Genomic DNA, 12,316 nt, shown 5'->3' on the forward strand with positions numbered 1-12,316 from the left:
TTTCATTTATGGATCCTCTTGGACGAGCCGAAAGGATGGCAGGTCAATGAGGGCCCGTGGTCACAGCTACGAAACGCTGTCGAAACACGAAGAATTCGGGGTTATCGGGTATTCAAACTATCGCGTCGGCGTGGCCTTTGCGCCCTTCCGCTTACGCACGTATATCTCCGTGGTCGTTACCGAGGCATGCCCCAACTGGGCCTGGCGGATATCGCCGGCCGAATCGGCCTTGTCCGTGCCAGCCTTGGCGCGAAGACCCCGGAACTGGAAGTCGCCCTTGTCCACGCCGGCGGCCTTGCGCGTGGTCGACCGCTGGCGCAATACAGCCCGGCCGATGGCAGCCCGTCCGCATCTACGATAAGTCGCGTGCTGTGCAGGGCCAGCCCTCGCTTGCGTGCTGCAATCCCATCCAGTAGCGCTGCTAGCTCACCAATGAGGGCAATCGTCAGCTTGGCTCCCTTCTCGGCCTGCCGCATCACTACCTCTCTGGGTAGCTCATCTTGGTCCCATGCAGCCGGCGATAGCCGATCGAGCGTTCCGCGAGTGCGCGTGTCGCCAGGCGCAGCGCATCGGCATCGTTCATTGCGCATTCGTTGCAGGCAGCGTGTCGCACTGCACAGTCCGCATCCGTGCTCAGCGACCAAGTGACGTTGCATGCGGAAGACATCCGCATCCGGCAGCAGCCCGATCATTGCTCCGGCCGAACATTTTCCAGCCAATCGTCAACCGCCATCCGCAACTGCAGGGCGCGCGCATCTGCATGCATGCCATCCGATGCACTGCCTGCTTCATTACGCGTATGGAAGACGCCTGAAACATGCACAAAGAGCGAGGGGATAAGGAGAGGCACCGTGGGTGGATTGGCCTACAGTGCCGGCCCCTGCGCTGGCATTGGTTGCTGGAGCAGATGTCAGGTTCGATGGAACGCTTGACCAGGCCGGCCAGCTGCAATGGCAACAAGGCAAGACACGCGGAGCGCGGTCTGCCGATCTAGAAAGGAAGTGGCGGTTGAGGTTGCTGAAACGTTGGGTTTTGTCGGTGCTGGTGGTTGCCGCTTTACCTGTAAGTGCTGCAGAACTGATCGGCCGTGCGACGGTGACGGGTGGTGACACCATCACTGTTGCGCAACAGCGCATCCGCCTGTGGGGAATCGATGCACCGGAGCGCGCGCAACAGGGTGCCGCACACGGTGGCAGCGTCTGGCTGTGCGGCCGTCGCGCTGCAGCGGCGTTGGACGGCTATCTGCGGGACAACACGGTTCGCTGCCAGCCAAAAGATACCGATCGCTATGGCCGCACGGTTGCCGAATGCTTCGCGCGAGGGCAGTCCGTCAATGCATGGAGGTGCGTTCCGGCTGGGCGGTCGCTTATCGTCAATACGCCATCGCGTTCAGTGCAGACGAGCGTATCGCGCAGCAGTACCGGCGTACTATCTGGCAAGGCGCGTTTCAGATGCCGGCAGACTATCGCCGCGACAAGAAGGCGCGGGCAGCGACGCTACGCCAGGCTGTGCCGGCCGCACCGAGCCATTGCAGGATCAAGGGCAATATTTCCGGTAACGGCAACAAGATCTTCCATGTGCCGGGCCAGCGCGATTACGCAAAGACGCGCGTCTCGCCACAGAAGGGCGAGCGCTTCTTTTGTTCGGTGAATGAAGCAACCGCTGCTGGATGGAGGCCGGCACAACGGTGAGGGCGTGCGGTGTGCCGTGGCCTGCCGGCACCCATGCTTCTGAATTTTCTTGCGTAGAGTCAGGGAGATCCCGATTGAGCCGGCTCTCGCGTCACCGCATAGTGCTGACATGACCACGCATTCACAACTCGTCGGCGCGCTGATCAAGGGCATGCGGCGTGCCGAGTCTGCGCGCGCGGCGTCGATCGGCTACCGCGCCGGGCTCGCCGAGCAGGTGACTATCGGCCACGTCACGCCGGAAAATGCGGGCAAGGTGCTGGACATGTTCGCGCTCGATTCCGGGCAGATCCGCGAACTCGGGCTGATTGGGGTGGAGGAGCTGGGCGAGGCGGTCTACCACGCTTGGTCCATCAATGCAGGCGAGCTGGAGCGGATGGTGCAGTGGTTTCGCGCGCCGCGGGTCGAGTTTGTCGGCAAGCACTGCAGCGAACTGATCCGCGCAGGGCGGATCGGTCCGGTCCTGACCATGGCCCGGGAGCAAGCCCTGCTGCGCCATCGCTGAGCGCCAGCAGACCCGCACGGACACTGGCGCTTTACGCTGGGCGACGTAGCGGCAATACTCGCTGGCTCGCCCATACCTTACGTTTCCAATGCGCCAGGATCCGCCCACTTCACCCGCCGCCGCCCGGGCCCAACTGCTGGAAGAGCTGCGCAAGCTCGAGCAGGAAGAAGCGCAGCTGAAATACGCCCAGACGCTGGAAGCCTTCGACCAGGTGATCGAGGTGCTCACCCAGTTTGGCAACCGTTTCAATGCCAAGCAGAAATCCCAGATCGCCTCGCTGGCGATGACCGGCAAGACCAAAGGGCCGCTGTCTTCCACCGGCGAAGTGGTCGCCAAGTACTGGATTCCGCATTCCGGCGAGACCTGGTCCGGGCGTGGCCGTACGCCGCGTGCCTTCAAGGCCTGGGAAGGCACCAGCTCTTACAAGGAATGGAAAGCCAATCATCCGGACAAGCGCTTTCCGCTCTACCCGGGTTGAGTTGTTCGACCAGTTGTCTCGAAGCCGTCGCAAGTGGCAAGTGGTTGCCTTGCGCCTTCGGTGGATGGGTGACTGTTTGAGGCGCTGGGCCATGGTGGCGCTCTGATTGCGCAAAGAAGCGCTCGACCAAGTGTCCATGGTCTGTGCGTTCACCTGGATTTTTGACGCTCTATCGTCGATCGATGTTGTGTGCGGTTGCAGGCTTTAAATCTTTGGCTGCAGGCTGCCTCGGGCAGCTGCCGGGTTTTGGCTGTGTAACGCACTATCGAGTGTTGCAAGCTGCTTGTCTTTAAGCATCGTATTTAATGCGGAACTTCAAGCAAAGCTGACTTTTCCAGCGATTATGCGGAGGGCATCCGTCATCTTTCTCGGTAAAATTTTCCGGGCGTGGATGTCCCCAACTTTCAGCACCGCATCCGGGCAGCAAGCAATCACTTGGTTCAAACTAAAAGCAGCGCCACGCCTTCGCTCGGGTGTTGCCACAGGCACCGTGGCGTAGCGCATGCAAGACAGTTCCATGATTCCAACGACCGAAATGAAGACGCTTGCTTCCCACCGGATACCGGCAGGCAGCAAGCGTCGCTCATCGTTTGCGCGTTGCGTGAAGAGCCTTATTGATCGCTTTTGCACTCGAATACAGACACGCTACGCGGTGGGGCCAGGAATTCGCTGGCACCGGCAGGCATCATGTCCACCTCCAGCGCTTCATCGGTCGACAGCACCAGCTTCCAGTTAATAGGCTCATCGGGAGAAGGCAGGGTAAAGGTCACACCTTCGTGATAAGCGTTGATGACGATGAGCAAGGTTTCGTCGTTGGCCAGTTCCTTGACGCCGGAATTCTGCGCCTTGCCTTCGAGCACCAGACCAACCGAGCGCGCGCTGGCATCGGTCCAGTGCGCATCGTCCATTTCGATGCCGCCCGGGTTGAGCCAGGTGAGATCGCGCACGCCGGCTTCTTCGTTGTACTGACCATTGAGAAAGCGGCCGCGCGACAAGATCGGGTAGCGCTTGCGTAGCCGGGTCAGCGCCTTGACGAACTCGGTCAGGCGGCCGTCGGTCGGATCGTTTTCCCAGTCCAGCCAGGTGATTTCATTGTCTTGGCAATAGGTGTTGTTGTTACCGCCCTGCGTTTGCGCACGCTCGTCGCCGCTGAGCATCATCGGCGTACCTTGCGAGAGCAGCAGCGTGGCAAGCAGGTTCTTCATCTGCCGCTCGCGGATCTGCAGCACTTCGGCGTTGTCGGTGTCGCCTTCTTCACCGTAGTTGCAGGAACCATCGTTGGACGAACCATCGCGGTTGTCTTCGCCGTTATCGATGTTGTGCTTTTCGTTGTAGCTGACCAGATCGTGCAGGGTGAAGCCATCGTGCGCAGTAATGAAGTTCACAGACGCCCACGGGCGACGGCCGCGACGATCGAATAGATCGGCCGAGCCGGTAAAACGTGTCGCAAATTCCGCCAGTTTGCCGTCTTCGCCTTTCCAGAATTCGCGTGCGTTGTCGCGGAACTTGTCGTTCCACTCCAGCCAGCCGGGCGGGAAATGGCCGACCTGATAACCACCCGGGCCGCAGTCCCATGGCTCGGCAATCAGCTTGACCTCCGACAGCAACGGGTCCTGATTGCAGGCGTCCAGGAAGCCGCCACGTTGATCGAAGCCGCTCGGCTCGCGCCCAAGAATGGTAGCCAGATCGAAGCGGAAGCCATCCACATGCATTTCGCCAGCCCAGTAGCGCAGCGAATCGTTGACGAACTGGATCACCCGCGAGTTGCTCAGGTTCAGCGTATTTCCGGTGCCGGTATCGTTGATGTAATAGCGCTTGTCGTCGGCCAACCGGTAATAGCTGGCGTTGTCGATGCCCTTGAACGACAGTGTCGGCCCCAACTCGCTGCCTTCTGCAGTGTGGTTGTAGACCACGTCCAGAATCACTTCCAGACCCTGCTTGTGCATGGCCTTGACCATGTCGCGGAATTCATCGCGATGACCGCTGGCGAGGTAGCGCGACTTCAACGCAAAAAAACCAATGGTGTTGTAGCCCCAGTAGTTGCGCAGCCCCTTGTCGAGCAGATGCTGATCGTCCAGATAGGCGTGCACTGGCAGCAGTTCCACTGCGGTAATACCAAGGTCCTTGATGTATTGCAGCACCTGCGGTTGCGCCAGGCCAGCAAAGGTACCGCGCACGGCCTCGGGCACCTGCGGGTTGCGCTTGGTGTAACCGCGCACGTGGGTCTCATAGATGACCGTTTCGTTCCACGGCTTGAGCGGGCGCGTGTCGTCGCCCCAGTCGTAGGTGTCTTCGACCACCACGCACTTGGGCATGAAGGGCGCGCTGTCGCGCTCGTCGAAGCTCAGGTCGCCCTCGGGGTGGCCCACGGTGTAACCGTAGAGTTCGTCGGACCAGATCAGCTCGCCTTCCAGTTCGCGGGCATACGGGTCCAGCAGCAGCTTGTTGTGATTGAACCGGTGGCCTTCGGTCGGCGCATAGGGGCCGTGCACGCGATAGCCATAGCGCTGGCCTGGCTTGGCATCGGCCAGATACCCGTGCCAGATTTCGTTGGTGTATTCGGGAAGATCGACGCGGGTTTCGTTGCCTTGTTCGTCGAACAGACACAGCTCCACGCGGGTGGCATGTGCAGAAAACAGCGCGAAATTGGTGCCCTTGCCATCGAAGACGGCGCCGCGGGGAAACGGTCGGCCCTGACGGATACGGGAAGGATTGGCATAAGCCGCGCTTGCTGGACGTCGCATGGAGAGTCTCGGGTGCGCCGGCATGCCGGCATTGAGGAGCCGCAAGCATTGCGTTTTCACGTGTGCAAAACGCGTTACGGCATCAGGGGGACGGCGTGAGGGCCGCTGACGGAGTGGTCACTTGGTGCGCTGTGGCGATGGCGTGCCGGGGTGCGCAAGCGCGCCGTGTTGCGGCACGCACGAGCACTGTGTCAAGGGCGCTCCATTGGCTGTGTTCATGATCAGGTGCGCGCGTCGCGTTTTGCGAACCAGACGCATAGGTTGCTTGAGCGCGGCGGCGGCGCACTGCTAGCATCGAGCCGGCTAAGGCCGTGCAGCGTCAGCGTTGTCCGGCATGTCGCGGTACCGTCGTCTTCCATTCTCGGGACCGTCGCGGTGGGGCCGATACAGCGTGCAACGCGGTCCTGCCGCACGCGCGCAACCGGCCTGCATTGTGCGGACTTGGGTCACTTCGTCATCAGACTCTGCCCATGTCCAAGCCGCGCCGTGTGCCTGCCGCGATGAAAATCGCCATCCTGTCCCGCAACAGCAAGCTGTATTCGACCCGGCGGCTTGTCGAAGCCGGACGCAAGCGTGGCCATACCGTGCGCATCCTCGACCCGCTGCGCTGCTACATGCGCATCGCTGCCGATGGCTTCAGCCTGCACTACAAGGGCAAACCGATCACCGGCTTCGACGCGGTGATTCCGCGCATCGGTGCCTCGGTCACGCGCTACGGCACCGCCGTGCTGCGCCAGCTCGAATTCATGGGCACCTACACCCCCAACCCTTCGGACGCCATCCTGCGCGCGCGCGACAAATTGCGCGCGCATCAGTTGCTGGCCGCGCAGGGTATCGATATGCCGATCACTGTGTTCGGAGACAATCCCGACGACACCCAGGATCTGCTCTCCATGCTTGGCCCACCGCCGCATGTGGTGAAGTTGAACGAAGGGGCGCAAGGCGCCGGGGTGATCCTGACCGAGAAGGCCAGCGCCTCGCGCGGTGTGGTTGAGGCGCTGCGCGGGTTGTACGCCAATTTCATCGTGCAGGAGTTCATCGGTGAGGCCGAGGGCGCGGACCTGCGCTGCTTCGTGGTCGGCGACACGGTGGTTGCGGCGATGCGCCGTCAGGCGACCGAGGGCGATTTCCGTTCCAATCTGCACCTGGGCGGCACTGCCGCCGTGGCCGAGGCGACCGAGCAGGAGCGGGAGGTCGCGGTGCGCTCGGCACGTGCACTGGGCTTGGCGGTGGCAGGGGTGGACCTGATCCGGTCCAAACGCGGCCCGTTGGTGCTGGAGGTCAACTCAACCCCCGGCCTGGAAGGGGTGGAAGGCGTGTGTGGCGTGGATGTGGCCGCGGCGATCGTCCAGCATCTGGAGCAGGCCATCCGCCGATCGGACGGATAATATTCTTATCGGAAAATTAACGTAAATCTAATTACTATCCCGCTAGCCTCTTCCGATCGTAGCTCCGCTCTCGGCAGTGACGGTGATCGGGATGAACTTTTGGCCCAAGTGCGATGTCGCACTTGGGCCTTTTTATGGATGGCTTGCCGCTGCTGAAGTTCGCGTCTACATTCGCAAATGTTAAATGAGCTGGCACAAGGAGGCGTCGCAGGGCAAAGCGGTGAAGCGTTGCGGGTTTGTTGTTCGCCACGGTGCTGGTAAGCGGAACTCCGCGACGAGTCAGGATGAGGCCGTTAAGGTGGGCGCGGCACTTGATCGGATCGAAGCAGTCGTCGAGACGCAACCAGCTAGCCAGACATTACCGCCAGATCAGCTGGCATCCGTCCGCAACGATCAGGAGCGCGTCACCCGAATTTTGACCAAGGCACGCGAAGATAGCCGGCTGATGTGTCGGCGCGCGCGCTCGGTTCGCAGATATGAGTACCAAGCAGGGTCCGACGGCCGCCCAGCGGCGCCGTCAGGCGACTGCGGTTCAAGACGACACTCTCGGCGGCAGCGCCAAAAACAGCTTAACGAATGAGGTTCCAGTGCGAATTCTAGTGATTGAAGACAACAGCGATATCGCCGCAAATCTTGGCGACTACCTCGAAGACCGAGGCCACACGGTGGATTTCGCCGCCGATGGTGTGACCGGTCTGCACCTTGCCGTGGTGCACGAGTTCGACGCCATCGTGCTCGATCTCAACCTGCCCGGTATGGACGGTATCGAAGTCTGCCGCAAGCTGCGCAACGAAGCGCGCAAGCAGACCCCGGTGCTGATGCTCACCGCACGCGACTCGCTGGACAACAAGCTGGCCGGCTTCGACTCGGGTGCCGACGACTACCTGATCAAGCCGTTCGCGCTGCAGGAAGTGGAAGTGCGGCTCAACGCGTTGTCGCGTCGCGGCAAGGGCGTGCACACCCGCGTGCTGGAAACCGGCGATCTGGAATACAACCTGGATACGCTGGAAGTGCGTCGTCGCGGCAAGCTGCTGCAGCTCAATCCGACTGCATTGAAGATCCTTCAGGCGCTGATGGAAGCCTCGCCGGCGGTGGTCACGCGCCAGGAACTGGAAACCCGCGTGTGGGGCGAAGAATTGCCCGATTCGGATTCGTTGCGCGTGCATATCCACGGCCTGCGCGCAGTGGTCGACAAGCCCTTCGATGTGCCGATGATCCAGACCCGCCACGGTATCGGCTACCGCATCGCCTCCCCCGATGCCTGAAAGCACGAGCGACGCGCGGCCGGCGCGCACGCGCGGCCGCTATCGGCGGCGCCTGCGTAGCCGCATCATCTTGTCGTTCGTGTTGTTGGGGTTTTGCCTGACGACCTTGTTCGCCTTCGCCACCAACTGGGCGCGCTCGCGCGTGGAAAACCAGTTGGTCGAAGACGTGATGAACCGCAACATCGATGCCTTCGCGCAGCGCTATTATTCCGACCCGCTGCGCAATCCCGATCTGCCTGTGCAGCAGATGCGTGGGCGCGTGGTCAAAAGCGACAAGTTCGAAGCGCTGCGCCGCGAGCAGCCGGATTGGTATCAGTTTCAGGATGGCATCCGGACAGTTTCGGGTGTGGACGAGAGCGGCAATCCCTACTCGTATAAATTAGCTGTACGTAAAACGCCGAGCGTTTGGTTTTTCCTGGCGTACGACATGACCCAGACGCTCAAGGGCGAGATCCAGCTCAAGCGCACCTTGATGCTATCGGTGTTGGTGTTCAGCGGCTTCTCGCTGTTGATCGGCTGGTGGTCCGCATCCAAGGTCATGCGCCCGGTGTCGGACCTGGCTGCGCGCTTGCGTGCGTATCGTGGCGGCACGAGCGAACCCAAGCCGCTGGCCGCGCATTTCCCGGACGACGAAGTCGGGCAGCTCGCCGAAGCGCTCGACGATTACTCGGCGCGTCTTACCGAAGTGGTGCAGCGCGACCGCGAGTTCAACGCCGACGTCAGCCATGAACTGCGCACCCCATTGGCAGTGATCCGCGGCGCGACCGAACTGCTGCTCACCAAACCCAATCTGGACGAAAAGGTGTTGCAGCGGCTGCAGCGCATCCAGCGCGCCGAGCAGCAATGCAGCGACCTGATCGGCTCGTTGCTGCTGCTCTCGCGCAACGAGCGCGGGCAGGGCAGCAGCAACGTCGCCAAGGTGGCCGAGCAACTGATCGACTCGCATCGCGCACAACTCGGCGGAAAGCCGCTGGAGCTGCTGCTGGAAGGCGAGCGCGACCTGGTCATCGACGCGCCCGAATCCGCCTTGTCGGTGGCGTTGGGCAACCTGATCGGCAATGCCGTCAAGTACACCCAGGACGGCCAGGTGCGCGTGCGTGTGCGTGGCGACTGCGTGGAAGTCATCGACTCCGGCCCCGGCTTGAGCGAAGAAGACGCGGCCAAACTGTTCCAGCGCGGCTACCGCGGCACCCACGCCGGCCACTCGCAAGGCGGCGGCATCGGCCTGTCGATCGTTAGCCGGCTCTGTGATTTGTATGGGTGGCGGGTGAGTGTGCGGCCAGGGCAGGAGCGCGGCGTCATCGCGACGTTGGCGTTTCATCGATAACCAACTACCGCTTGCGTAGGAGCGCATCCGGGCGCGACGGCCTTACCAATCATTCCCCCGGCAGCGCCTCCAGACAACAGCCGCACCCAAAACACCTCTCACCGCTCGACCACCGTCACCACCAACTCGCCCGCCCGCGCAGTGATCTGCAGCTTGCAGCCAACCGCAAACCCCAACTGTTCCAGCCACAGCCCGCGTAGGCGCACGCTGGGAATCCGCTGGCTGTGTGGCCGACCGGGTTCTGCATCGTAGAACGCATAGCCCACCGTGCAGCGCGAACGTGCCATCGCGGTCGCGGGGCGTCTCGATCTGCAGATCGCCCATCGCGCTCTGCACCCGCTTGCGGCTCTTGCCGTTGCGCGGATTGCCGCTGGTCTTGCCGTGCCGCTCATGCCCCAGGTGCGCCTGCATTTCGCCCTCCAGCGCACGGTTGGTCATGTGCTGGAGCATCTGCGAGTACAGCGTCTCAGTTCCTGCGGGGTCTTGTAGCCGGCTGTCAGTTCGTCCAGCATCGCTTTCGATAACTCCATGTCGCTACTCCTCGCGGACGTCGCCGCAGTGTCGCTCAAAGGGCAGTTACACAGTTCAATTTACAGACCCGATGTCCCGCCTAGGACATCCTGACATTGGGGAGCGTCTGTCGGCGTGGTGCATGCATCGGCGACAATACAGAATCCTGATTAGCCCCATCCCTCAGCCTCCAGTTGCAGGATTGCGACGCTGCGGTTGGACAATGGGTCCACCTGAAGGCAGCGGAGGTGGGACATGGGGATCAACATCGTGCAGTTTCAGCCGGGATTGTCGCTGACCGAGTTCGTGGATCGCTACGGAACCGAAGCCAAGTGTTACCGGGCGTTGTATCGGTGGCGCTGGCCGAAGGGATTTCGCTGTCCGCAGTGCGACGGCCGCGCGCGCGCTCGCTTTCGACGCGATGGGCAGGTGTACGACCAGTGCCGGGCGTGCCGCCATCAAACCACCTTGCGTGCCGGCACGCTGCTGCAATCGAGCAAGCTGCCTTTGCGCCTGTGGATGCAGGCGATTTACCTGTTGACCTCCAGCAAGACCAACTTGGCAGCACTGGAGTTGAAGCGGCATCTTGGAGTGACCTACAAGGCGGCTTGGCGCATGAAGCACAAGATCATGCAGGCGATGACCGAGCGCGAAGAACAGCGAAAACTCAAGGGGTTTGTGCAGATCGACGACGCTTACCTGGGCGGTGAACGCAACGGCGGCAAGCGCGGACGGGGCTCGGAGAACAAGCAGCCGTTCGTGATCGCGGTGCAAGTGGACCACAACCACGAGCATCCGGTCTTTGCGCTGATCGAGCCGGTGAAGGCCTTTGACAACACCTCGCTGAAGGACTGGATCGCGCGGCGTCTGGAGCCGGGATGCGAGGTCTATAGCGACGGCCTGGCGTGCTTTCGCCGTCTGGAGGAGGCTGGGCATGCGCATACCACCCTGGACACCGGAGGCGGTCGTGCCGCAACCGAAGCCCAGGGAGCACGTTGGTTGAATGTGGTGTTGGCCAATGTCAAACGTGCCATCAGCGGCACCTACCATGCGGTGGGTCAAGCCAAGTATGCGCGGCGCTACCTGGCCGAAGCGGCCTATCGCTTCAACCGTCGATTCGATCTGAAACAGATGCTGCCGCGGCTGGCGACGGCGCTGATGCGCTGTAAACCTTGTCCAGAGCGTTTTGCGTATGGCAAGCAACTTTCATGGCTGAGGGATAGAGCTAATCAGGTACAGAATTCAGGCATGTTTGCAATGCTTGGCTCGCGCACATGGCCTGCGATCCTCTTGGTTTGTTAACCGCGAAAATCGCGCCGTGCGCACACTTTTGCCAACTCAATCCGATGCAAATCGCTGATTGGAAAGAGCTGAAGCTGGGTAAATTTCAACCTCAGAGCCTGTGGCCGTTATTCAACGAAGAGTATTGATTCATCTTCCTCGCAGTAATAGAGCATTCCCAGATCAGATGTTTTTATAAGGACACCACTTTCCATGTGGCTGTCATCTGCCATTTGATCCTTCGTCAGCCAATCCTCGTAGCCTGGAAGGCAAGCCCATGTATCGAAGTCGCAAACCACGAGGCCTGAGACACCTCCTTCAACAACGACCGAGTCTCCCACAATTATTTTTTGGAAAGTCCCTGTGTATCTCATGTGTTCGTCCATTAGTTTGCGAAGGGCTCTACAGGTACCCACCCCGGCTGCAATTGATTTGGCTTAACTATATACTTCTGCTTTGCCCAAAAGCAGTCACATTTTGGGTGCGGATATTGATTGGCGACGAAAATGTTGTGGTGTGATCCATAAATGCCGTGCTGCATCACATTGTTTGGTATGACATCAAGCGGTCGATAGCCGATTGTTCCAACAGGAACAATCATGCCTGAAATGGTTTTGCAGGGAGGGCATGGCTTTTCATCTGAGCAAGCTATGCCAGCTGTTAATTCACCTAGTATTCCTCCTGCTGAAGCTCCTCCCATTCCACCTAGTTGTGATCCTGCCACAAATCCAGCTGCATTTCCTGCTATTGGAACTTCGGAGCCAGCCACACCCCCTAAAACACCACCGCCCCAGTATCCTACTCCACCGCCGATAACAGAGCATGCTGCGATCCAGCCAGCAGCGCATGCCGGATTAGGTGCCAATCCTAGAGGGTCAATAAGCGAGAGCGGATTGCCTAATGCATAACCATAAGCGCTAATTCCACCTTCGAATCCAATCGGATCACTCTGCCCATACCGCCCAGTAGCCGCTTCATAGTCCCGGAAGTAGTTCTGATTCAACCCACTCGCCGCATCAAACCGCTGCCCCGGGAACCGCATATCCAGCACCAGCGCCGCGCCATCCCCATCAGGGTCCTGGTTCGGCGCGGTGTTGCCAAAGGCCTCGCCCTTCAAGCTCCACGTCCAT

Annotated in this window: 9 protein-coding genes and 5 pseudogenes; 8 read left to right on the top strand and 6 right to left on the bottom strand. The window is 60.8% G+C overall.

Annotated elements, in window-relative coordinates; all coding sequences use genetic code 11:
• Positions 1-117: 117 nt before the first annotated feature.
• Positions 118-321 carry a site-specific integrase gene (locus tag XBLMG947_RS22135; protein ID WP_065470294.1) on the bottom strand — a complete coding sequence of 68 codons (204 nt, stop codon included), beginning with the start codon at positions 319-321 and terminating at the stop codon, positions 118-120.
• Between the two features lie 687 nt (positions 322-1,008).
• Between XBLMG947_RS22135 and XBLMG947_RS20000 the strand changes: the two are divergent.
• The 3 genes and pseudogenes from XBLMG947_RS20000 to XBLMG947_RS20010 all read left to right on the top strand — a co-directional run bounded on the left by XBLMG947_RS20000 (position 1,009) and on the right by XBLMG947_RS20010 (position 2,671).
• Positions 1,009-1,691: pseudogene (locus XBLMG947_RS20000) on the top strand (thermonuclease family protein).
• Between the two features lie 109 nt (positions 1,692-1,800).
• Positions 1,801-2,193 (top strand): hypothetical protein, encoded by a 393-nt coding sequence (locus XBLMG947_RS20005; protein WP_065470295.1) that lies wholly within the window; start codon positions 1,801-1,803, stop codon positions 2,191-2,193.
• Positions 2,194-2,281: 88 nt separating this feature from the next.
• Positions 2,282-2,671 (top strand): H-NS histone family protein, encoded by a 390-nt coding sequence (locus XBLMG947_RS20010; RefSeq protein ID WP_065470296.1) that lies wholly within the window; start codon positions 2,282-2,284, stop codon positions 2,669-2,671.
• A 611-nt stretch (positions 2,672-3,282) separates the two neighbouring features.
• Here XBLMG947_RS20010 and glgX read toward each other — a convergent pair.
• Positions 3,283-5,415, bottom strand: coding sequence for a glycogen debranching protein GlgX (gene glgX / locus XBLMG947_RS20015; protein WP_065470297.1), 2,133 nt, complete (start codon positions 5,413-5,415; stop codon positions 3,283-3,285).
• 500 nt (positions 5,416-5,915) lie between these two features.
• Between glgX and rimK the strand changes: the two genes are divergently transcribed.
• The 4 genes and pseudogenes from rimK to XBLMG947_RS20035 all read left to right on the top strand — a co-directional run bounded on the left by rimK (position 5,916) and on the right by XBLMG947_RS20035 (position 9,395).
• Positions 5,916-6,803 (top strand): 30S ribosomal protein S6--L-glutamate ligase, encoded by an 888-nt coding sequence (gene rimK / locus XBLMG947_RS20020; RefSeq protein WP_065470302.1) that lies wholly within the window; start codon positions 5,916-5,918, stop codon positions 6,801-6,803.
• 268 nt (positions 6,804-7,071) lie between these two features.
• Positions 7,072-7,383, top strand: a pseudogene (locus XBLMG947_RS20025) (hypothetical protein); the annotation flags it as partial.
• 7 nt (positions 7,384-7,390) lie between these two features.
• Positions 7,391-8,068 carry a response regulator transcription factor gene (locus XBLMG947_RS20030; protein ID WP_003490678.1) on the top strand — a complete coding sequence of 226 codons (678 nt, stop codon included), beginning with the start codon at positions 7,391-7,393 and terminating at the stop codon, positions 8,066-8,068.
• Positions 8,061-9,395 carry a sensor histidine kinase gene (locus XBLMG947_RS20035; RefSeq protein ID WP_065470298.1) on the top strand — a complete coding sequence of 445 codons (1,335 nt, stop codon included), beginning with the start codon at positions 8,061-8,063 and terminating at the stop codon, positions 9,393-9,395. The genes XBLMG947_RS20030 and XBLMG947_RS20035 overlap by 8 nt, the downstream gene beginning before the upstream one ends.
• A gap of 98 nt (positions 9,396-9,493) precedes the next feature.
• Here the strand turns inward: XBLMG947_RS20035 and XBLMG947_RS20040 are convergent.
• Both XBLMG947_RS20040 and XBLMG947_RS22140 read right to left on the bottom strand, forming a co-directional pair.
• Positions 9,494-9,676, bottom strand: a pseudogene (locus XBLMG947_RS20040) (SymE family type I addiction module toxin); the annotation flags it as partial.
• Positions 9,669-9,907: pseudogene (locus XBLMG947_RS22140) on the bottom strand (transposase); the annotation flags it as partial. The pseudogenes XBLMG947_RS22140 and XBLMG947_RS20040, both read right to left, overlap by 8 nt.
• Positions 9,908-10,160: 253 nt before the next feature.
• On the opposite strand from XBLMG947_RS22140, the pseudogene XBLMG947_RS20050 reads away from it, so the two are divergent.
• Positions 10,161-11,121, top strand: a pseudogene (locus XBLMG947_RS20050) (IS1595 family transposase).
• A 193-nt stretch (positions 11,122-11,314) separates the two neighbouring features.
• Here the strand turns inward: XBLMG947_RS20050 and XBLMG947_RS20055 are convergent.
• Entirely contained in the window at positions 11,315-11,560 is a 246-nt protein-coding gene (locus XBLMG947_RS20055) for a hypothetical protein (RefSeq protein ID WP_139074456.1), read from the bottom strand.
• Between the two features lie 11 nt (positions 11,561-11,571).
• Positions 11,572-12,316: RHS repeat domain-containing protein (locus XBLMG947_RS23870; protein ID WP_245228273.1), on the bottom strand; the 745-nt coding region annotated here is incomplete at its 5' end.

The organism is Xanthomonas bromi (genome assembly GCF_900092025.1).
Classification (GTDB): domain Bacteria; phylum Pseudomonadota; class Gammaproteobacteria; order Xanthomonadales; family Xanthomonadaceae; genus Xanthomonas; species Xanthomonas bromi.